The sequence below is a fragment of the Streptoalloteichus tenebrarius genome (genome assembly GCF_024171885.1).
Lineage (GTDB): Bacteria > Actinomycetota > Actinomycetes > Mycobacteriales > Pseudonocardiaceae > Streptoalloteichus > Streptoalloteichus tenebrarius.
Genome location: NZ_JAMTCP010000004.1, coordinates 314,409 through 334,631 on the forward strand (window position 1 = coordinate 314,409; position 20,223 = coordinate 334,631).

At 73.1% G+C, this 20,223-nt stretch carries 20 protein-coding genes and 2 pseudogenes; 14 read left to right on the plus strand and 8 right to left on the minus strand.

Translation table 11 applies throughout. The features are described 5' to 3' along the window. Positions 1 to 19: 19 nt before the first annotated feature. A complete protein-coding gene (locus LX15_RS06720; RefSeq protein ID WP_253668606.1) occupies positions 20 to 859 on the plus strand; it encodes an SDR family oxidoreductase in 840 nt (279 codons plus the stop codon). A 361-nt stretch (positions 860 to 1,220) separates the two neighbouring features. Beyond that, the gene (locus LX15_RS06725; RefSeq protein WP_253668607.1) at positions 1,221 to 2,846 is read left to right on the plus strand and encodes a DHA2 family efflux MFS transporter permease subunit; all 1,626 of its coding nucleotides are present in this window, start codon (positions 1,221 to 1,223) and stop codon (positions 2,844 to 2,846) included. Positions 2,847 to 3,270: 424 nt separating this feature from the next. On the opposite strand, the gene LX15_RS06730 is transcribed toward LX15_RS06725, so the two are convergent. Further along, positions 3,271 to 3,819, minus strand: a complete 549-nt coding sequence (locus tag LX15_RS06730) for a TetR/AcrR family transcriptional regulator (RefSeq protein ID WP_253668608.1) — start codon at positions 3,817 to 3,819, stop codon at positions 3,271 to 3,273. Between the two features lie 123 nt (positions 3,820 to 3,942). Here LX15_RS06730 and LX15_RS06735 point away from each other — a divergent pair, with 123 nt between their 5' ends. After that, on the plus strand, positions 3,943 to 4,542 hold the full coding sequence (locus LX15_RS06735) for a DUF2867 domain-containing protein (protein WP_253668609.1): 600 nt from the start codon (positions 3,943 to 3,945) through the stop codon (positions 4,540 to 4,542). Between the two features lie 9 nt (positions 4,543 to 4,551). Further along, positions 4,552 to 5,055: a hypothetical protein gene (locus LX15_RS06740; RefSeq protein WP_253668610.1), complete on the plus strand. Its 504-nt coding sequence runs from the start codon at positions 4,552 to 4,554 to the stop codon at positions 5,053 to 5,055. 246 nt (positions 5,056 to 5,301) lie between these two features. On the opposite strand, the gene LX15_RS06745 is transcribed toward LX15_RS06740, so the two are convergent. The 3 genes and pseudogenes from LX15_RS06745 to LX15_RS33480 all read right to left on the minus strand — a co-directional run. Further along, entirely contained in the window at positions 5,302 to 6,264 is a 963-nt protein-coding gene (locus tag LX15_RS06745; RefSeq protein ID WP_253668611.1) for a pirin family protein, read from the minus strand. An 89-nt stretch (positions 6,265 to 6,353) separates the two neighbouring features. Continuing rightward, the gene (locus tag LX15_RS06750) at positions 6,354 to 6,929 is read right to left on the minus strand and encodes an MFS transporter (RefSeq protein ID WP_253668612.1); all 576 of its coding nucleotides are present in this window, start codon (positions 6,927 to 6,929) and stop codon (positions 6,354 to 6,356) included. A 70-nt stretch (positions 6,930 to 6,999) separates the two neighbouring features. Then, positions 7,000 to 7,494 (minus strand): annotated as a pseudogene (locus tag LX15_RS33480) (MFS transporter); the annotation flags it as partial. Between the two features lie 179 nt (positions 7,495 to 7,673). Here LX15_RS33480 and LX15_RS06760 point away from each other — a divergent pair. After that, the gene (locus LX15_RS06760; RefSeq protein WP_253668614.1) at positions 7,674 to 8,579 is read left to right on the plus strand and encodes a LysR family transcriptional regulator; all 906 of its coding nucleotides are present in this window, start codon (positions 7,674 to 7,676) and stop codon (positions 8,577 to 8,579) included. 331 nt (positions 8,580 to 8,910) lie between these two features. Here LX15_RS06760 and LX15_RS06765 read toward each other — a convergent pair whose 3' ends face one another. Beyond that, a complete protein-coding gene (locus tag LX15_RS06765) occupies positions 8,911 to 9,471 on the minus strand; it encodes a YceI family protein (protein WP_253668615.1) in 561 nt (186 codons plus the stop codon). 109 nt (positions 9,472 to 9,580) lie between these two features. Between LX15_RS06765 and LX15_RS06770 the strand changes: the two genes are divergently transcribed. The 3 genes from LX15_RS06770 (at position 9,581) to LX15_RS06780 (ending at position 12,428) form a co-directional block, all read left to right on the plus strand. Then, the gene (locus LX15_RS06770) at positions 9,581 to 10,045 is read left to right on the plus strand and encodes a MarR family winged helix-turn-helix transcriptional regulator (RefSeq protein WP_253668616.1); all 465 of its coding nucleotides are present in this window, start codon (positions 9,581 to 9,583) and stop codon (positions 10,043 to 10,045) included. Positions 10,046 to 10,573: 528 nt separating this feature from the next. After that, complete coding sequence (locus tag LX15_RS06775; RefSeq protein WP_253668617.1) at positions 10,574 to 11,191, plus strand: class IV adenylate cyclase; 618 nt, start codon at positions 10,574 to 10,576, stop codon at positions 11,189 to 11,191. A gap of 58 nt (positions 11,192 to 11,249) precedes the next feature. After that, complete coding sequence (locus LX15_RS06780; RefSeq protein ID WP_253668618.1) at positions 11,250 to 12,428, plus strand: serine hydrolase domain-containing protein; 1,179 nt, start codon at positions 11,250 to 11,252, stop codon at positions 12,426 to 12,428. Between the two features lie 90 nt (positions 12,429 to 12,518). On the opposite strand, the gene LX15_RS06785 is transcribed toward LX15_RS06780, so the two are convergent. Further along, positions 12,519 to 12,836, minus strand: a complete 318-nt coding sequence (locus tag LX15_RS06785; RefSeq protein ID WP_253668619.1) for an alpha-amylase inhibitor — start codon at positions 12,834 to 12,836, stop codon at positions 12,519 to 12,521. A gap of 267 nt (positions 12,837 to 13,103) precedes the next feature. On the opposite strand from LX15_RS06785, the gene LX15_RS06790 reads away from it, so the two are divergent. From LX15_RS06790 to LX15_RS06800, 3 genes are all read left to right on the plus strand, one after another. Continuing rightward, the gene (locus tag LX15_RS06790; protein WP_253668620.1) at positions 13,104 to 13,793 is read left to right on the plus strand and encodes a FadR/GntR family transcriptional regulator; all 690 of its coding nucleotides are present in this window, start codon (positions 13,104 to 13,106) and stop codon (positions 13,791 to 13,793) included. 262 nt (positions 13,794 to 14,055) lie between these two features. After that, entirely contained in the window at positions 14,056 to 15,189 is a 1,134-nt protein-coding gene (locus LX15_RS06795; RefSeq protein ID WP_253668621.1) for a GDSL-type esterase/lipase family protein, read from the plus strand. Between the two features lie 292 nt (positions 15,190 to 15,481). Then, positions 15,482 to 16,408 (plus strand): alpha/beta hydrolase, encoded by a 927-nt coding sequence (locus tag LX15_RS06800; protein ID WP_253668622.1) that lies wholly within the window; start codon positions 15,482 to 15,484, stop codon positions 16,406 to 16,408. A 56-nt stretch (positions 16,409 to 16,464) separates the two neighbouring features. Here the strand turns inward: LX15_RS06800 and LX15_RS06805 are convergent, their stop codons facing one another. Together LX15_RS06805 and LX15_RS06810 are read right to left on the minus strand one after the other, a co-directional pair. Next, positions 16,465 to 17,382 carry a phosphotransferase gene (locus LX15_RS06805; RefSeq protein ID WP_253668623.1) on the minus strand — a complete coding sequence of 306 codons (918 nt, stop codon included), beginning with the start codon at positions 17,380 to 17,382 and terminating at the stop codon, positions 16,465 to 16,467. A gap of 75 nt (positions 17,383 to 17,457) precedes the next feature. Continuing rightward, complete coding sequence (locus LX15_RS06810) at positions 17,458 to 17,949, minus strand: FBP domain-containing protein (protein WP_253668624.1); 492 nt, start codon at positions 17,947 to 17,949, stop codon at positions 17,458 to 17,460. Positions 17,950 to 18,020: 71 nt separating this feature from the next. Here LX15_RS06810 and LX15_RS06815 point away from each other — a divergent pair, with 71 nt between their 5' ends. From LX15_RS06815 to LX15_RS06825, 3 genes and pseudogenes are all read left to right on the plus strand, one after another. Beyond that, complete coding sequence (locus LX15_RS06815; RefSeq protein WP_253668625.1) at positions 18,021 to 18,590, plus strand: TetR/AcrR family transcriptional regulator; 570 nt, start codon at positions 18,021 to 18,023, stop codon at positions 18,588 to 18,590. Positions 18,591 to 18,672: 82 nt separating this feature from the next. After that, complete coding sequence (locus tag LX15_RS06820) at positions 18,673 to 19,857, plus strand: GDSL-type esterase/lipase family protein (RefSeq protein ID WP_253668626.1); 1,185 nt, start codon at positions 18,673 to 18,675, stop codon at positions 19,855 to 19,857. Positions 19,858 to 19,970: 113 nt separating this feature from the next. Next, positions 19,971 to 20,223: pseudogene (locus LX15_RS06825) on the plus strand (IS982 family transposase); the annotation flags it as partial.

Consider the following 20,223-nt stretch of genomic DNA (forward strand, 5'->3'; position numbering starts at 1 on the left):
GCAGAGAAGGACCACACCGATGTTCCTGATCACCGGAGGCCGCGGCGCGGTCGCCACCCGACTCACCCGCCTGCTCCACCAGGACGGGCTGCCCGTCCGGCTCGGCTCCGCCCAGCCCGACCACCTCACCCCGCCCGCCGGCGTCGAGACCGTCCGCCTCGACCTCACCGACCCGGCGACCTTCCCCGCCGCGCTGGCCGGCGTCACCCAGGTGTTCCTCTACGCCAGCCCCGACCGCGTCACCGACTTCGTCGACGAGGCCCACCGGGCCGGCGTCGAGCACGTCGTCCTGCTGTCCTCCGCCAGCGTCCTCGCCCCCGACGCCGACAACGACCCGCTCGCCGCGTCCCACCTCGCCGTCGAGCGGGCGTTGCTGGGCTCGCCGCTGGCCACCACGATCCTGCGTCCGGGTTCCTTCGCGTCCAACGCCGGCGCGTGGGCCTGGCCCATCAAGGCGGGCCAGCCCGTCAACCTGCCCTACCCGGGCGCCCACAGCGACCCCATCCACGAACTCGACATCGCCGAGGTCGCCTGTGCGGTGCTCACCGATCCCCGCCACCGCGGCGAACAGCTCACCCTCACCGGGCCCGAGTCGCTGACCTTCGCCCAGCAGATCGACCAACTCGCCACCGTGCTCGGCCACTCCATCGCGGTCAACCACGTCAGCCGCGAGCAGTGGAAGCGGGAGATGGCCCCGTACATCCCGGGCCACTACGCCGACGCGCTGCTGAACTGGTGGGAAGCCCACGACGGCGTGCCCGTCGACCTCACGAACGTGGTCGAGGACGTCACCGGCCACCCCGCCCGGCCTTTCAGCACCTGGGCCACCGACCACGCGGCTGACTTCGCCACCCCCTGACCGGGTGGGCACGGGGCTGTTCCGCGGAGCAGCCCCGTGCCCCCGCTCCCCCGCTGACGGTGCGATCACGGGTCGACACGTCGTGTTAGGCTGCGCCCCGACTTCTCACCGTTGGGCTTCGCGCCTCGCCAACCAGCTTCACCCAGGTCCCGATGACCTGGGGAAGGTGGAAGTCGCTCACCACATCCTGAACGAGGGATGTTCCGTGACGGTGGCGACGCGTGCCCACTTTTCCCACTCCCTCCCCGAACGGGGAGATCTGCCGGGGACCGCGTTCCGGGGTGAGCGCCCTCGCGGGCGCGGGCGGCCTGGTCCGTGTCACCGCCGAGCGGGATGGATCCCCCTCGGGGAGGTCTCCGGAGTGCCGGAAGTCAAGTCCACTGAGCACCCAGCGACGCCGCGTCCGTGGCTGGTTCTCGCGATCCTGTGCATCGGTTTCTTCATGGCGTTGCTCGACGGCTCCATCGTCAACGTCGCCGTTCCCACGCTGATCCACAGCCTCAACGCCTCCTACGACGAGGTGTTGTGGGTCATCGACGGCTACCTGCTCGTGTTCTCGGTGCCGCTGATCACCACCGGGCGGCTGGGCGACGTCGTCGGACGCCGTCGGCTGTACGTCCTCGGCGTCATCACCTTCACCGTCGCCTCGGCGTCGTGCGGGTTGGCGGACTCCCCCACCCAGTTGCTGATCGCCCGGTTGGCGCAGGGGCTGGGCGGGGCGCTGCTGTTCCCGCAGGTCATCTCGGCGATCGTGACGATCTTCCCTCCTGGGCTGCGCGGTCGGGCGTTCGGTCTGTTCGGGGCGATCGTGGGCTTCGCCCCGATCGTCGGGCCGGTCGTCGGCGGTGTCGTGCTCACCCACCTCGGCTGGCGCTGGATCTTCTTCGTCAACGTCCCGGTCGGGATCGTCACCGTCGTGCTGGCGCTGACCTTCGTGCCGCCGCTGCGGACGGGTCGCGCGCAGCGGCTCGACCTGGTCGGTGTCGTGCTGGCCACGGCCGGGCTGGGCGGCGTCGTGTTCGGTCTGATCGAGGGGGAACGCTACGGCTGGGGTCGTGTCGTCGGGCCGATCAGCATCGCGTCGGTCATCGTCACGGGTGTCGCGCTGCTGGTGGTGTTCGTCCTCTGGCAACACCGGCAGCGGGGCGAAGCCCTGATGCCGCTCGCCCTGTTCCGGGGGCGGGACTTCGCGGTCGGCAACGCGGTCGGGTTCGTCTTCCAGCTCGGCATGATCGGCATCATGTTCGTGCTGGTGCTGTACCTCCAGATGGCGCGGGGGTACTCGGCGCTGGAGACCGGTCTGGTGGTGCTGCCGAACGCCGTGCTCACCGCGGTCGGCTCGGCGGGCGCCGGGCGGCTGTCGGACCGGTTCGGCGGTGGGCTCGTCCTGATGGCCGGGCTGGTGTCGCTGGCCGTGGGGCTGCTGGTGCTCGTCGTGATGGTCGGCCCCACCAGTGGCGTGGGGAGCCTGCTGCCCGGCCTGTTGATCATCGGGGTCGCCAGCGGCGCCACGTTCGCGCCGTTGCAGCAGGCCACCATGCACGGCGTCGACCCCCGGTTGGCCGGGGCGGCCTCCGGCGTCTCCAGCACCATCCGGCAGGTCGGGGGCGTCCTCGGCACCGCCGTGCTGGGCGTGCTGCTGTCGGCCAGCCTCTCCTCGGCCCTGCGTGGTGAGGCGGAGAAGCGCGCCGGTCAGCTCCCGGAGAACCTGCGCGACCAGTTCGTCGAGGCCAGCGCCGCTGCCGCGCGGCACTACAGTCCTCCCTCGCCGCCCGGTGACCTGAACCCGGCCACGGCCAGCCTGTACGAACGCGTCGCCGGCGAGGCGTTCTCGGCCGGGTTCGTCAACGCCATGCGGAGCACCCTCGTGGCGTGTGCCGTGGTCCTGGTGGTGGCCGCGTTGTTCTGCTTCCTGTTCAGCTCACACCAGAAGCCGACGGCCGTGTCCGCTCCGGGGAGCCGACCGGAACCCGCCTCGCGGGACTGACCCGGTGCTGACGGTGGTCGCGGTCATCAAGGCCGCGACCACCGTCGCGGGTTCCGTCGTCGTCATGGAACCGGGGACCGGCTCGCGGGCACCTTGCCCGCAATGACGTGCTCGTCTCACCACCGCCACGAGCGTCGGCGTTGCCCCGCGAATGGGGTGGTGGTCGTGTTCGTGGGGGCGTGGGCGCCGAGCGTGGTGGTCGCGGGCGTCGCGACGGGCACCTTGTCTCGCGTAGATGGCGCGTGACCTGCTGGGTTCCTTCGCACCGCGGGAGTTTCAGCGAACCCCTGTCCCGCCTGGGGGTTGCGTCGTGCACGGCGGCGGAGGAAACGCCTGTCCTGGCGGCTGATGCGGGACGGCCCGACCATGGGGAGGGGGCGGGTGCCCCACCCCTCCCCATGGTCGGGCTCACCTGGCCGAGGTGTCAGGCCAGGAGCCACCGCGCGGCCATGTCGTGGACCTCCGCGCGCGTGCGCGTCCCGTGGTCGGCGGCCAGGACGTGCTTGCCGATGGCGAGGGAGAAGGCGAGCATGCTGCGCACCTCCACCTCGTCCTCGTCGTCGCAGAAGGCGCGGAACAGCGAGCGCGCGTAGTCCATGCGGCGGTTGTCGACGCGGCGGAGGCGTTCGGCGACGGCCGGGTCGCGGCGGGCCCAGTCGCGGACGGCGAGGTCGATCGGCAGCAGTTCCTCGGAGAGGGTGAGCGCGCCCGCCCGCCGGACCTTGGCCCTGGGGTCCCCGCCCTCGGTCTCGACGCGCTCGATCACCTCGTCGATGCTCATGCGCTCCCAGGTGTCGAGCATCGCGTCGAGCAGCGCGTTCCGGTCCTGGAAGTGCCAGTAGAAGCCGCCCCTGGTCACGCCGAGCGCCTTGGCCAGCGGCTCGACCCTGACGGCGTCGGGCCCGCCGGCGGCCAGGGCGCGCAGGCCCTCCTCGATCCACTTGGCGCGCGGCGTGCGCGTCGGCGGCGCCATCACCACTCCTCTCCTCGGGTCCGCCCCGTCAGCTTCGTCACCGCGGACGGCGTTGACCCCATGATCGTGCACTGGCTACCCTCACCATCCATACAGTCCTGTATGGATGGTGAGGGTCCGCTGATGAGACTCCCGAGGACGGCGCACACCGCGCGGCCGTGGCGAATCCACGAACTCACGCGCGACTTCCACCTGGAGGACGTGTGGGTGCTGCCGACACCCGGCGGCCCCGACGACTTCCCCCGGCTCGTGCGGCAGTTCGCCTCCGCCGGCGAGTCGCACCAGGCGTTCTCCGGCGCCGCCGGCGCGCTCTACGCGGTCCGGCGCGGGCTCGGGCGCCTGCTCGGCTGGGACAGGCCCGACCACGGGCTGGGGTCGCGGGTGCCATCGCTGCGCGACCGGTTGCCGGCCGACCTCCGCGCCGCCCCGCGGGGACCGAACCCCACCATCGTCCCCTTCACCTCCGTGTACCTGACCGACACCGAGTGGGTGGCGGAGAGCGCCAACCAGACGGTGCACGCGGTGGCGCACATCGGCTGGGTGCCGGACGGGAACGGGGGCTACCGCGGCCAGATGGCCATGCTCGTCAGACCCAACGGGCTGTTCGGGAAGGCGTACATGACCGCGATCGCGCCGATCCGGTACCTGCTCATCTACCCGTCGGTGTTCTCCAGGATCGGGCGGCGCTGGCAGGCGCTCGCCGACCACACACAAGATTCATGAGGAGTACCAGTGGTTGATTCCGTTTCCCCCGCCCCGACCACGGACCTGGCGCGCGAGACCGCCGTGCCGCCGGCGCTGCGGGAACTCAGCGAACTCTCCCAGATCGACTACGAGAACACGGTGATCGCCGACACCGTCCTGGCGCCGAACCTGACCGCCGAGCAGTGGGCCCGCGAGGTCCTGGAGGGCGCGCCGGCCGAGCAGCGCGACCTGCTCACCGGGGGATGGACGAACCTCGGCCTGCGGCTCACCCGGGAGCGCTCCGACGACGTGGTGCTCGGCTGGTCGGTGCGGCGCCGCACCCCGGACCACCTCGTCCTGGCCGTCAGCTCCGACGACGGCCTGGAGGGCGAGCTGGTCATCGAGCGCCGGCAGCACGCGGTGCTCTTCGCCAGCTTCATCCGGCACAGCAGCGACGAGGCCCGCGCGCGGTGGAAGCGCGTCGAGCCCATGCACACGCCCGCGATGTGCCAGCTTCTCGGCCAGGGCGTTCACCGGGTCGCGTCGGCCTGACCGGTTCCGCTCCTCGTCGATCAGGGCGCGTCACCGCGCTCCCGCCGACGAGTCGGAGGATCACCGTCGTGACCGGCGGTGGTCCGCGTGAGCCCCGCCAGTTGGGTGGCAGGGGCTTCAGCCCACCGGGCAGCTCCTCGTCTCTCCAGGACACGGTTTCTCTTCGGGACGCGCGTCGTCCCGTGGTCGACCGCGCCCTGGAGACGGGGAAGCGGGAGCTGCCCGGTGGGAACGCCCGTCGCGCGGTCAGCCCTGGGTGCGGCCGTGGCGGTCGCGGGCCTTGAGCCGGACGATCGGCATCTCCGGGGCCGGCAGCGGGTCGGCCGCGCACCCGCCGACGACGCCGAAACGGCGTCCGGCCATCCAGTCCTCGCGGGCCCGCACGATCTCCTCGTGCGAGCGGCCCACGAAGTTCCACCACATCACCAGCGGCTCGTCGAACGGGGCGCCGCCGAGCACGAACAGCCGGGCGGGGCCGGACGCCTCCACGGCCAGCTCGGAACGGCCCTGCCCCAGGTACAGCAGGGACCCCGGCGTGAGGTCGACCCCGGCGACGCGGGCCGCGCCCGACATCACCAGCACCGCGTTCTCGAACCCGGGGTCCAGCGGCAGGCGGTGCCGGCCGCCCTCGGCCAGCAGCATCTCCGCGCCCAGCAGCGGGGTGTGCACCTGGGCCGGAGACCGCACCGAGCCCCACTCCCCCACCACCACGGTGATGGTCGCGTCCCCGTCGCGCAGCACCGGCAGCTCGGCGTGGTGCTCGAACCGCGCGGCGGTGTGCCGGGCCTGCTCCGGCAGCGCCACCCAGAGCTGGAGCCCGTGCATGCCCGCCGGGTGCTCGGTCGGGGTGTACTCGGAGTGGGCGATGCCGTGGCCGGAGGTCATCAGGTTGAGCTGGCCCGGCTCGATCGTCTGGTGGCTGCCGAGGCTGTCCCGGTGCTCGATGAGCCCGTCCACGAGCCAGGTGACGGTCTGGAGCCCGGTGTGCGGATGCGGGGGAACCTGCATGCCGGGGCGGCCGGTCACGTCGTCGGGACCGAAGTGGTCGACGAAGCACCACGCGCCGACCATCCGGCGCTGCCGGTGCGGCAACAGGCGCCGCACGGTGGTGTAGCGACCCAGCGGCACGTCGTGGCCGGCCAGCAGCACGCTGTCCGGCTCGGCCACGTCGGCCACGGCGGCGGTGTAGAGCGCCTGCTCGGTGGTCATGGCCCGACCCTATGTCGCGCCAGCCCGGCCCGGGGAACGGACGACCACGACGAACACCGTGGGGTTGCCGCGCGCCGGGCGCGTGATCCCTACCGGGCGTCTCGGCGCGCGAGGGTGGCCGCGGCGCCGCAGGTGAGCACGGCCAGCCCGGCCCCGGCGCACATCAGCGTGAACACGGCGAAGGCGCCGGACAGCAGCGTGACGGCGTAGGGCGCGAACATGCCGAGGTAGGCGGCGGTCCAGAACAGCGACGTCACGCGGGCCAGGTGGTGCGGCGGGGCGACCGCCGCGACCTCGGTCAGGCAGAAGGTGAGGAGCAGGCCGTACCCGGCTCCGAAGATCACCGCCGCGACGAGGGAGAGCACCGGCGCGCCGGCGGCCGCCGCGGGCGCGGCGAGCAGGAACCCGAGGGCCACCACCGCCGGCCCGCTGACCGCCGCCGCCAGCCGGTGTCGGACGGCCAGGCGACGCGCGAGCGGCTGGATGAGCAGGCCGGCGGCGGGCACGACCGCGGTGGCCACTCCCGCGTAGACGGTGCGCAGCTCGTCCAGACCCCGCACCAGGCCAGGCAGGGTGACGAAACCGATGGTCGGCGCGGCGAAGACCCACGGAGCCAGCGGCAGCACCGCCCGGCGGAAGCGACGCCAGTCGGCGACGTCGGGCACGCTGGTCGGCCCGGTGGTGGGGGGCGGCGGGCCGGGTCTCGGGCGCGATGCGGGCGAGCCACAGCGCCGCTGCGGCGAGCACCACGTGCGGCAGGTAGGCCGTCACCAGCGGGTGGGGCGCCCACTGGGCGATCAGGGAGGCGACCAGGCCGCCCGAGGCGAAGCCGGCGGAGACGAACAGCCCGGCCCGGCGCGCCGCGCTGCCAGGTATGGCCTCCTGGGCGAAGGGCGGCGCGGACAGCTCCTTGACCCAGGCGCTGCCGGCGGCGAGCAGCGCCCCCGCGCCGAGGCCGGTGAGCAGTCGACCCGGCAGCAGCCAGACCGCCGTCGCGCCCACCATCAGCACCAGGGTCGAGGCGAGGTTGACGGCCAGGGCGGCCAGGGCGACGCGGCGCCGGCCGAGCCGGTCGGCCAGGGGGCCGCCGGCCAGCAGCCCCGGGGCCAGCCCGAGGACGTACACGGCGACCAGTCCGGTGACCGTGGACTCGGTCAGGGCCAGCCCGGAGCGGTAGGTGTCGAGCAGGGCGGAGAACTGGTTGGCGCTCCACCCCGAGGCCGTCATCATCCAGGCCGCCCGCAGTCCGTGGCGGGGCAGCCCGGTCGCGGTGACGGCAGGCGCGGGGCGCTGGACGGTTGTGCTCACGGCGGCAAGTTCTACGAGGTGAAAGCGCTCCGCCGCCTCCCGCGTTCACGAATCATGAACGGCGCTCCTGGGCCGGGTGGCATCCCCGTAGGGTCGCCGGCATGGACCTCCGTCTGCTGTCCTCCTTCCTGGCCGTGGCCGAGGAGGGGCACTTCGGGCGGGCCGCGGCACGGCTCTTCCTCTCCCCACCCGCCGTCACCCAGCACGTCCGCCGCCTGGAGACCGACCTCGGGACGCGGCTGTTCCACCGCAACCCCGTCTCCCTCACCCCGGCCGGCGAGCGGCTGGCCGTCCACGCCCGCGTGCTGTTGGCCGCCGCCGACGCCGCGCTGGAGGACGTGGCCCAGGGGGCCGAGGCGTCGCGGCCGGCCGTGCGGCCGTTGCGGGTGGGCATCATGGGCCACGGCTCGGCGGAGCTGACGCCGGCGGCGATCAACGCCTACCGGCGGGCCCGGCCGGAGGTCCCGGTGCACACCCTGCAACTGGACTACACCGAGCACGTCAGCGCGCTGGTCGGGGACCGCGTCGACGTCGCGTTCGTGCGCCCCGCCCCGGACGACGAGCGGGTCGTCAGCGACGTCCTCACCACCGAGCAGCGCATCGTCGTGGTCCCGGCCCGCTCGCCGCTGGCCGACGCGCGGCACACCGGCGCGACGTTGAGCGACGTCGCCGACCTGCCGTTCTTCCAGCTCCCTGAGCACACGCCCCGGGTGTTCACCGAGTACCTGTACTTCGGTGGGCCGCCGCGACGGGGGACGCCCACGGCGCTGACCCCGCAGGAGGTGCTCCTCGGCGTGGTCACCGGCGACGCGGCGGGCAGCGGCATCAAGTCGTTCGCCCGCTACTACGCCTGGCCGGGCGCGGTGTTCGTCCCGGTCCTGGACGCGCCGTGGGAGAGCACGCACCTCGCGGTCCGCGCCCAGGACCCCAACCCGGAGGTGCGGATCTTCCGCGCCCTCACCCAGGCCCTGGCCCGTCATCCCCTGCCCGGCGCGGCTCCCGCGTGAGTCAGCGCCTGCCCGCCGGTGACATCTGCGCGAAGCGCGCCGGCTCGTCGTGGGCGTCGCCGCCCCGCGGCCGCCAGGAGTCGTTCTTCTCAGCAGGCCGTGGTGGGTGTTGGCCGGGTCGTGGTGCTGGGCCGAAGGAGAAGGACTGCCGGGAGTCCAGCCAGGACAGTTCGGGGGCGAACCGGTCGCTGGCGCGGCGGAGGTCGGCCGTCGGGTTCGACGTCGGGTTCCGGGGGGATGGGCATCGGGTGCCCGGTCCGCGGTGGTGGGATGCCGCGGCCCCGCTGCCGGTCTGGGGGCGGGCCGGCAGCGGGGCCGGGCGGGCCGCTGGTCAGGCGTTCCTGATCGCGGAGATCTCGAACTCCAGCACGATCTTGTCGCTGACGAGGAAGCCGCCGGTCTCCAGGGCGGCGTTCCAGGTCACGCCGTAGTCCTTGCGGTTGATCGCCACCGAGCCCTCGAAGCCGAGGCGCTGGTTGCCGAACGGGTCGGTGGCCGAGCCCTGGTAGGTGAAGGGGATGGTGACCTGGTTGGTCACGCCCTTGACGGTCAGGTCGCCGACGAGGTCGAAGGTGTCCTCGCCGGTGATCCGCAGGCCGGTGGAGACGAAGGTGATCTCCGGGTGCTCCTGCATGGCGAAGAAGTCGTTGCCGCGCAGGTGCTCGTCGCGCTGGGCGTTGCGGGTGTCGACGCTGGCCGCCTGGATGGTCACCGTCACGGCGGTGGCCTCCGGGTTCGCGCCGTCGAAGACGACGGTGCCGGTGAAGTCGTTGAACGCGCCACGGACCTTGGTGACCATCGCGTGCCGGGCGACGAAGCCGATCTGGGAGTGGCTCGGGTCGATGGTGTAGGTGCCGGTGAACGCCGTCAGGTCGAGGCCGGTGGTGGTCATGTCAGGACCCCTTCGAGGTAGATGATGCGTCATGTACCCCTCCCAACGTACATGATGCGTCATCTATTTCAAGAGGATGACGTGTCATGCATCCGGGTAGGGTGGAGCCATGAGCGACACCCGCTGGCTCGACGACGACCAGCAGCGCGCCTGGCGGTCGTACCTGCGGATGCAGACGCGGCTGACCGCCGCGCTGAACCGGCAGCTCCAGACCGACTCCGGCCTGTCCCTGGCCGACTACGAGGTGCTGGTCTACCTCACCGACGCGCCCGACGGCCGACTGCGCCCCTACGAGCTCCAGCACGCCCTGGACTGGGAGCAGAGCCGCCTGTCGCACCACCTGAGCCGCATGCAGCGCCGGGGTCTGGTCGAGCGTCAGGACTGCCCGGAGGACCGCAGGGGCGCCTTCGTCGTCCTCACCCCGGCCGGCAGGGAGGCCATCACCAACGCGGCCCCCGGGCACGTCGAGGCCGTCCGCGACCTGTTCTTCGACGCACTCACCCCCGAGCAGGTCGCCGCCCTGCGGCAGGTGGCCACCCAGGTTCTCGCCCGCCTCGACCCCGCCTCCGAGTGAGCCCCTCCGACCGTGAACACTCGGTCGCCGCGCCCCGAAGACCGGAACTGCCCTCCTCTCTGACCGGCCATTCCCCTTGGCTTGATTTGTCACGGTGACGAAACTGGGGACGGTAGGCCCCGGGGACTCAGCCGTCACTCACTCAGTCGAGGCTCGCCCGGGCCACCAGAGCACGAAGGCCTCGCCCCTGTCCCTTGTGGTGATCCCGGTGTTCGGGGCGGGCACCGGCATTCGGGGCGAGCGGCGGTGTGCCGAGCGCAGCAGCTCCCCCGCCGTCGCAGGACGGGTGTAGCTCGTCGCCCTGCGCACGAGCACCCCCTGGTCCGCTCGATCTTCCCCCTGCGGCGCTCCCCGCAGTGATCACGCCAGCGGCGGGCCGGCGACCACGAACAGGTCACACGGTCGGGTGGTTGTCGGGTGGCATGGGCAGGCCGGTGTGACAGGGCACGCCCGAACGGTGAGGTCAGGCGGGGTGGGGGCTCTCCCCCACGGCGTGGTCACGGCGCGGCGCTGAGGATGATCCCGCGCATGGGGCTCTTCGAGGTCGAGCGCAAACGCCAGCTCCACGACGCCGACGAGGCGAGGGCGTTGGCGACGCGGCTGATCGAGCTGGGCTACCAGCAGCACGGCCGCCACACCGAGACCGACACCTACTACTCCCGGCCCGACGTGACCTGTCTGTCCACTGTGGAGTGCCTGCGGGTGCGCCGGCAGGTCAGCGCCGGCTTCGCCGAGATCACCTACGAACCCGCCAGCACCGGCCGCCCTGGCGGCGCCGACGCGCGGCGCGAGACCACCGTCCTGCTGGCCGGCGCCCACCAGGCCGACGCCGCCGACCGCCTGCTCACCGCCATCGGGCTGGTCCCGCTGGTGGTGGTCGAGAAGACGCGCACCACCTACTGGCACTCCGCGCGGGAGCACGTCACCGTCACCCTGGACTCCGTCACGGGTCTGGGGATGTTCGTCGGTGTCGAGGTCACCGCCGCCGACCCCGACAGCGCGACCGCGCTCCTGGCTGAGGCGGAGGAACTCCTCGGCCTGGCCGACCGCCCGGTCGTGGCCCCGCCCTACCGCGACCTCGTCCTCCGCGCGTGGCCGCCACGGCCTCCCCTCATCCCGGCCACGACGGTAGAAATGATCTCGTGATGATCGTTTCGGGTTGAGACGCCCCCCGTTGGGGCCATCTGGGGAGAGGACACGCCACATGACGGAGATCCACGGCTTCGTCCAGCAAGGGTTCGAACCGGTGCGCGACGCCTTCGCGGAGAACTTCGCCGAGGGACGGGATGCCGGTGCGGCCGTGACGGTCTACCAGCACGGCCGGCCGGTCGTCGACCTCTGGGCGGGCGTCGCCGACGCCGAGAGCGGGCGCCCCTGGACACCGGAGACCCTCCAGTTCGTCTTCTCCTCCACCAAGGGCGTCACGGCGACGTGCGCCCTGCTGCTGGCCCGTCGCGGGGAGCTGGACCTGGACGCCCCGGTGGCGGCGTACTGGCCGGAGTTCGCCGCCGAGGGCAAGGCGCACATCCCGGTCCGCTGGCTGCTCACCCACCAGGCCGGGCTGCCCGCGCTCGACCGGCGGCTCCCCCTGGCCGACGCCCTGCGCTGGGACCCGATGGTCGAGGCCCTGGCGGCGCAGCGCCCGATGTGGGAGCCGGGCTCCGCGCACGGCTACCACGCCCTGACCTTCGGCTGGCTCGTCGGCGAGGTCGTCCGCCGGGTTTCCGGGCGCGGCGTGGGGACCTTCTTCCGGGAGGAGATCGCCGAGCCGCTGGGCCTGGACTTCTGGATCGGCCTGCCGCCGTCCGAGCACCACCGGGTCAGCCGCGCCTGGTTCCCCGAGATGGACGCCCTCACGACGCTGGACCCGGACAGCGTGCCGCCGGAGATCCGGAACGCGACCGCGGCCGTGACCGACCCCACCTCGCTGTCGATGCGCTCCCACCAGGTCACCGAGCCCCAGTTCGACCACGCGGACCCGCGTGTCTGGGCGGCCGAGGTGCCCGCCATCAACGGCATCGGCACCGCCCACTCCCTGGCCCGGCTCTACGCCGCGTTGCTCGGCGAGGTCGACGGGCTCCGTCTCCTCGACGACGCCACCCTGGCCGAGGCGAGCACGGCCCAGGTGAGCGGCGTCGACATCGTCCACCAGCTTCCCAGTCGCGTCGGCCTCGGTTTCGTCCTGCCGTCGCCGCAGGGCCAGCCCGGCCTGCTGCTCGGTCCCCGCTCCTTCGGCCACCCCGGGCTGGGCGGATCGCTCGCCTTCGCCGACCTGGAGCACGGCATCGGCTTCGGCTACGTCACCAACAGGCTCAGCATCCTGACCATGGTGGACCCGCGCGCCCTGCGGCTGGCGCGCGCCGTCTACGCGGCCCTGGGCTGATCCGGTCCCAGCCGGGGCGGACCGGCCGGCCGGGTGGGCTGCCCTTCACCGGACAGCCCACCCGGCGTCGCGCACCGGCGTGTTCGTCGTTCAGCAGACGACCGTCCGCTCGTAGCTGCCCCACGTGAGCTTCCACTCGCGGCTCTGGCCGTGGCGCAGCGTGGTGCGGCCGGTGTCCGGCGCGCCCCGCACGATGATCTTGATGCGCATCGTCCTGCCGCACTCGTTGCGCACCCACACGTACCGGGCGTGGGCCTGGTTGTCGATGACGCGCACGATGCGGGCCGGCGCCGTTCCGCCCGCCGCCTCGGCGACGGGAACGCCGACGAGGGCGGCGCCGGACAGGGCGACCGCCGTGGCGCCGACGGCGGCCAGAACTCGACGTGCGTGCAGGGTCTTCCCCCTCATGTGACTCTGTCCCTCGGATCGGGACCGCCGTTGTCGGCGTCGTCCCGGGCCTGATGGTGGAACCACCGCCTCCGCCGCCGCGACGTCCAACAAGGGGCATGTCGCGGCCCCGCCGGCCACCGCCACCCACCGCGGCCGCCCGCGCCAACCGCGCCGGCCCTTCACCGGCTGCCCGCCCTGTCATCGCCTGCCGTCATCCGCGCGCGCCCCATGAGTTAGGATCACCTAAGTAAGGGATGATGATATGTTCTTTCCCGGAGGTGAGCGATGCGCGCGGTCCCGCGGTCGGCGCTGGTCGAGGGCACGATCGAGCGGCTGAGGTCCGCGATCGTCAGCGGCGAGTGGCCGATGGGCAGCAAGATCCCCACCGAGGACGAGTTGGTGGAGCGGCTCCAGGTGAGTCGCAGCACGTTGCGCCAGGCGGTGCAGGCCCTGGTGTACGTGGGGCTGCTGGAGACCGCGCAGGGCCGGGGGACGTTCGTCCGCGGCACGCACGAGGTCGACGCCGTGTTGACCCGCTATCTGGCCGAGGCCGAGCTGGTCCACGTGCTCCAGACGCGGCGCGGTCTGGAGGTGGAGGCGGCGGGCCTCGCCGCCGAACACCGCACCCGGACCGACCTGGATCGCCTCGCCGCCGTGCACGAGCGTCAGATGGCCGCCCTCCGCGACGGCAGGGGCGAGGAGTTCAACCGGGCCGCCGTGGAGTTCCACCTGGCCGTGGTCGAGGCGGCGGGCAACCCGGTGCTGGCCCGCCTGTACGGGAGCATGCTCGACTCCGTCCGCGCCTCGGTCCGACTCGGCGGGGCCCGCCAACCCCGGGAGCACCACGAGGACCCCGGGCACGCCCGCGTGCTGAAGGCGATCGGCGACGGCGACCCCCAGGCCGCCCGGGACGCGGCGGCCGAGCACGTGACGACCTTCCTGACCGCGCTGTCGGCGCGCGGGAACACCCGGTGATGGACCGGAACGCCGTGCCCTTCCCCGACACGGGCCGCAGCCCCTGCGCGGTCGCTTCGGCCCGTCGGAGTCGGCGGTCCGGCTCGCCCTGACCTCCCGGTCACTTGGCGCCGGCCGGCCCAGGAGCACGCGACTCGGCGTCTGACCAGCGATGTCGTCCGGACCGCGTCTGCCAAGAGAGGCCGTCAACGCGCCCCGCACCGGCCAGCTCCGCCGTGCCCGGCGGCGGGCGAACAACAAGAAGTCACGAGAAAGGTGTGTCATGACCACGCGGTGGGTGGCGGGTTTTCGCAGCGCCGTGATCAGCCCGGATGAGAGCGTCCGCTTCAACGAGCCACGAGGCTTCCACGACCAGACAGTGCGTCAGGTCCTGCACATGGCCGGCGGAGGTGAGCGGGTCCGGGTGCGGCTGTCCAACCGCTACGGCCGCTCTCCCCTGACCGTCGGCGTCGCGCGCCTGGCCGAGCGCGGGATCGCCGACCAGATCGTCACCGAGACCGACGTCGTGCTGCGTTTCGACGGCAGCCGGCGCGTGACGGTCCCGCCGGGCGGCGAGGTGGTCAGCGATCCGGTCGAGCTGGCCGTCCGGGCCGGCGACGACCTCGTCCTCAGCCTCCACCTGCCCGAGGAGACCGGTCTGGCGACCTTCTCGCACATGCCCGTCGAGACCGCCCACGTCGCCGACGGCGACCAGACCGGCGCGGCGAACCTGGTCGGGGCCGAGGAGGTCGAGGGCCGGTTCTTCGTGACCGGCGTCGACGTCCTCGCCCCGGAGGGCGCCGGGGTCGCCGTCGCGTTCGGCGACTCCTGGTTCGAGGGTGTGGGCAGCACGGTCGGGGCCAACCGGCGTTCGGTCGACTGGCTCAACCGACGGCTGCGGCGGGGCTGGGTGGTCAACCAGGGGATCGCCGGAAACCGCCTGCTGACCGACGGGGTCGGCGAGCACGCGCTGGCCCGCTTCGAACGGGACGTGCTGTCGGTCCCGGGCGTCACCCAGGTGTTGGCGCACTTCGGGATCAACGACCTGGGTCTGCCCGGGATGCTCGGGCTGCCGCCCGCCACCGCCGACGACCTGGTCGCCGGGTTCACCGAGCTGGCCCACCGGGCGCACGAGGCCGGTCTGGTCATCCACGCCGCGACCATCGGCCCGTTCGCCGGCGCGATCTACCCCGGCCACAACACGCCCGAGGGTCTGGCCGCGCGGCGCGAGGTGAACGAGTGGATCCGCGGCGGCAGCGTCTTCGACGCGGTCTTCGACGTCGCGCGCGCCGTGGAGGACCCGGCGCGGCCGGACTACCTGCGCCCGGAGTTCGACAGCGGGGACGGCATGCACCTCAACGACGCCGGTGCGCGGGCCATGGCCGAGTGCGTCGATCTGGACGTGCTGAGGCTCTGACGCTCCACGCTCAGCACCCGGCGGAGGGCTGGACCGGTGGACGGCGCGGTCCACGCGGGTCGAGCACGGCGACGCCGCGGCGGACACGCCACCTGGGCGGGGCCAGCGGGCCACACGACAACGAGCGACAAGTGATCTTGTGGAAGATCGTCATTGTTGACGCCCCACCACCTCGACGAGACTCGCTCCTCGCGACGCCGCTCCCGGACACCCTGGTCGACCACGCCGACCCGGTCGCCGTCCCTGGGCCGCGCCGGAACCGAGCCACCACGCAGAACACTGGGGGAAGCACATGCAGTTGGGGCTGAGGAGTCTCATCGACCCGGCACTCGCGGCGCACGTCGACGAGATCCGCGCGGCCAACGCCGCCTCGGCGATGAGGAGGGGACCGAGCAACCTCGACGAGCTGCGAGCGGCACGAGCCCAGCGGGACGTGGTCCCCTCCGACGCTGACTCGTCAGCCGTGGAGGAGGTCGTCGAAGCCGCCGGCCGGCGGGTGCCCGTGCGAATCCTCACTCCTGGCGGCGCCGCGCCCCGGGGTGTCCATCTGGACATCCACGGCGGTGGCTTCTACATGGGGACGGCGGCGCGGGGGGACGCGCGCAACCAGCAGCTCGCGGACGCTCTCGGCGTCGCCGTCGTGAGCGTGGACTACCGCCTGGCTCCCGAGCACCCCTGGCCGGCCGCTCCCGACGACTGCGAAACGGCGGCGCTGTGGCTGCTGGAGCAGGCCGAGGCCCGCTTCGGCACGACACGGCTGACGGTCGGCGGTTTCTCGGCGGGAGCCACGCTGGTCATGACGACGTTGCTGCGCCTGCGCGATCGCGGTCTCGCCGGGTCGTTCACGGGCGCCGCGCTGGAGTACGGCACCTACGACATGAGCGGCCTGACCCCGGCGGGCCGACTGATCGCCGACGAGTACTTCATCCAGGCCTACGCCGGTCACGTGGCCGACCGCACGATCCCGGACGTCTCCCCCATCTATGGCGATCTGCGCGGCCTGCCCCCGCTGTTGATGGTCGTCGGCAGCGCGGACATCCTGCTGGAGGACAACATGGCCATGGCGGCCCGGGTGTCGGCGGCCGGAGGCTCGGTTGACCTCCGGATCTACCCGGAAGCGCCCCACGGCTTCACCCTCCGACCGACAGGGATGGCCAAGGCGGCGCTGCGCGACATCGAGCGGTGGCTTGCGGAGTGCTTCTCCCCCGCGTCCCCCTGACGGTGGTCGTCAACCGCGGCGGCCGCGAAGGGCTCCGAGCACGCGGAAACGGTTGATCAGCGCCGGGCCGTCGCGATGAGGAGTCGCAGCGAGGCGTGGCCCGGTGGACCCCAGGTGGGCTTGCCGCCGGGCCGGCCGTGGACGCCGGCGTCTCCGATGAGGACGCAGGCGAGGGCACGCAGCACCGCCCCGCCGCGGGCGCGGCGCAGGGTCGCGGCGTCCGCGGCGGGGCGGTAGGCGGCGTGGAAGCGGTCGAGAGCGTCGTCCGGCAGCAGGATCCAGGCGGCGGCGAGGTCGCAGGCGGGGTCGCCCGCGAAGAGGTCGCCGAAGTCGACCACGCCGCAGAGGGCACCGTCGGCGGTGAGGACGTTGGCCGGGTGCAGGTCGCCGTGCAGCCACAGCGCCGGGCCGTCCCAGTCGGGCGCGGCGACGGCGTCCGCCCAGACCCCGCGGACGGCGTCCGGGTCGGGGATGAGCCCCCGCTCGGTGGCCGAGGCGAGCTGCTGGCTGAAACCCTCGGCGTAGGAGGCCAGCGGCCCTCCTCGGCCCCGGCCGGCGGGCGCCCCCTCGGGGGCGGGGTGGTGAAGCGCCGTCAGGAAGGCGGCCAGGGTCTCGGCCGCCTCCTCCGCGCGCGTGACCGGCGCGCGGTCGGCCGGAGTGCCCGGCACCCACGTGGTGACGATCCAGGGGCGCGGGAACCGCGCGGAGGGCTCGCCGAGGCGTTGCGGGACGGGGACCGGCAGCGGAAGACGCGGCGCGATGGTGGGCACCCAGGTGTGCTCCTTGCGCAGCAGCGCGTCGGCGGAGCGCGTCGCCCAGGGCAACCGGACCGCGAGGTCGTCGCCGAGCCGCCAGAGCTGGTTGTCCCAGCCCCGCGCGCCGAGCCGCACGGGGTGGTCGGCCAGGTCGGGGTGCTGGTCGCGCAGCAGGTCCCGCACCAGCTCCGCGGTGATCTCGATCTCGGCGTGCGTCATGTGGATCAACAGTACCGAGAGGGGCGGCCGGCCCGTCCCGGTCGCCGGCCGGGCGCCCGGGCTCGCGGGGGTGGGTCAGGTGGTCACCTTGGCGAGGAACGCCGCGAGGTTCGCCACGGTGCGCTGGATCTTCTCCTCCTGGGTGAGCGACTCCGGGAGCCGCGCGCCCATGCCCGCGTCCTTCCTGCCCCGCACGTACAGCGAGCAGGAGAGGTCGTCGCAGAGGTAGGTGCCCACCGAGCTGCCCTGCTGTCCGGCCTTGCCCGCCCTGGGGGCGACCATCAGGGGGACGCCGCCGCTGTGGGTGGTCAGGCAGATCGAGCACATGCTGCGGCGGCGCTGCCCCGGGGTCGGGCTGGGGCGGCGCAGCGCGACCGCCGTCGGCCGGCCGTCCAGTTCGGTGACGAGGTAGGCGAGGTCGGGGGCCCGGGGGTCGCGCCAGCCGAGGTAGTCCAGGTCGTCCCACGGCTGGTCGGCGAGGTCGCGCGGCACGGCCAGGCGCTTCGCCTCGCCCTTGGTGCGGTTGACGAACGCGGCCCGGATCTCCTGTTCGGTCAGTGGCCTCATGCCGACCACGCTAGGTTGCCTAAAGGGTTTAGGCAAGCGCATAATGGCTTTAGGTAGAGGGAGGAGAAGGCGTGGCACGCGCGGGACTGACCCCGGAACGCCTGGTCAGGGCGGGGGCGGAACTGGCCGACGAGATCGGCTTCGACCAGGTGACCCTCTCGGCGCTCGCCCGGCGGTTCGACGTCAGGGTCGCGAGCCTGTACTCGCACCTGAGGAACTCCCAGGACCTGAGGACCAGGATCGCCCTGCTCGCGCTGGAGGAACTCGCCGACAGGGCCGCGGCCGCCCTGGCGGGGCGGGCCGGCAGGGACGCGCTGGCCGCCTTCGCCGACGTCTACCGCGACTACGCCCGCGAGCACCCCGGCCGCTACGACGCCACGCGGCTGCGGCTCGACCCGGAGACGGCGGCGGCCAGCGCCGGCGTCCGGCACGCCGAGATGACCCGGGCGATCCTGCGGGGCTACGACCTGGCCGAACCCGACCAGACCCACGCCGTCCGGCTGCTGGGCAGCGTCTTCCACGGCTACATCAGCCTGGAGGCGGCGGGCGGGTTCAGCCACAGCGCGCCCGACACGCAGGAGACCTGGACCCGGATCGTCGACGCCCTCGACGCCCTGCTGCGCAACTGGCCCGCGCCCTGACCACGCGGCTCGCCCCAAGCCGGCAGCCGCCGACCACGCGGGTGGCGACCGCCCACACGACACCGAACGACAGGCGATGACAATGCGCGACGAATCCCGCTGGACCAGCACACCGATCACCGAGGACATCCTGCGCGGCGCCCTCGAACTGGAGCGCACCGAGCACGGCGTGCTGCCGCACCGCCTGCCGGCGTGGGCCCGAGCCCAGTGCGCCGACGGGCAACTCGCCATGGCGGAGTCCCAGCCCTCCGGCGTCCGGCTGGCCTTCCGCACCGGGGCCACCGCCGTCGAACTGGACACGCTGCCCACCAGACGGATCTACCTCGGCATCCCGCCCCGCCCGCGGGCCGTGTACGACCTGCGGATCGACGGACGCCTGGTCGACCAGGCCAGCGCGCCCGGCGGCAACGCCCTGATCATCGACATGGCCACCGGGGCCGTCGAGCACCAGCCAGGCCCGGTCGGCACGCTGCGCTTCGCCGACCTGCCCGAGGGCGTGAAGGACGTCGAGATCTGGTTGCCGCACAACGAGACCACCGAACTCGTCGCCCTGCGCGCCAACGCCCCCGTCGAGCCGGTCCCCGACCGGGGCCGCCGGGTGTGGCTGCACCACGGCAGCTCGATCAGCCACGGCTCCAACGCCGCGAGTCCGTCCACCACCTGGCCGGCGCTCGCCGCCGCCAGCGCCGGCGTGGAACTGGTCAACCTCGGCCTGGGCGGCAGCGCCCTGCTCGACCCGTTCACCGCCCGCACCCTGCGCGACACCCCGGCCGACCTGATCAGCGTCAAGATCGGCATCAACCTGGTCAACGCCGACCTGATGCGCCTGCGGGCGTTCGGCCCGGCGGTGCACGGTTTCCTCGACACCATCCGCGAGGGGCACCCCACGACACCGCTGCTGGTCGTCTCGCCGCTGTACTGCCCCATCCACGAGGACACCCCGGGCCCCGGGGCGTTCGACCTCGACGCGCTCGCCAGGGGCGAGGTGCGGTTCCTGGCCACCGGCGACCCGGCCGAGCGCGCCGGGGGGAAGCTGACGCTCACCGTCATCCGGGCCGAGCTGGCCCGGATCGTGGAGCAGCGGGCGGCCAGCGACCCGCACCTGCACCACCTCGACGGCCGCGACCTCTACGGCGAGGCCGACTTCGCCGAGCTGCCCCTGCCCGACCAGCTCCACCCGGACGCCGCCACCCACCGGCGGATCGGGGAGCGCTTCGCCGAGCTGGTCTTCTCCGGTCACGGGCCGTTCGCCGCCCGCCCCGCCTGACAGGCGATTCGCCGCGCCGTCCGGCGGGGCCGGCTGGGGCGGGGAGCTAGACGAGTAATGCGTAAGTCCGGGGTGGTGCCGGGAGACGGACGAAGGGTGCTCAAGATCAGTTTGTGACGACCGACCTGAACACCCTTCTCACCGCACTCTACGTCAAGATCGACGATTACCTGGCTGGCAGGCCCCGGTGGGGCCGACCTCCCAAGCTCACCGATGCGGAGCTGATCACCCTCGCGGTGGCCCAGGCGCTGCTCGGGTTCACCTCCGAGGCACGGTGGCTGCGGTTCGTGCCTGACCACCTGCCCGGGGCGTTTCCTGACCTGCCGGGCCAGTCCGGCTACAACCGCCGCCTGCGCGCCGCGTTGC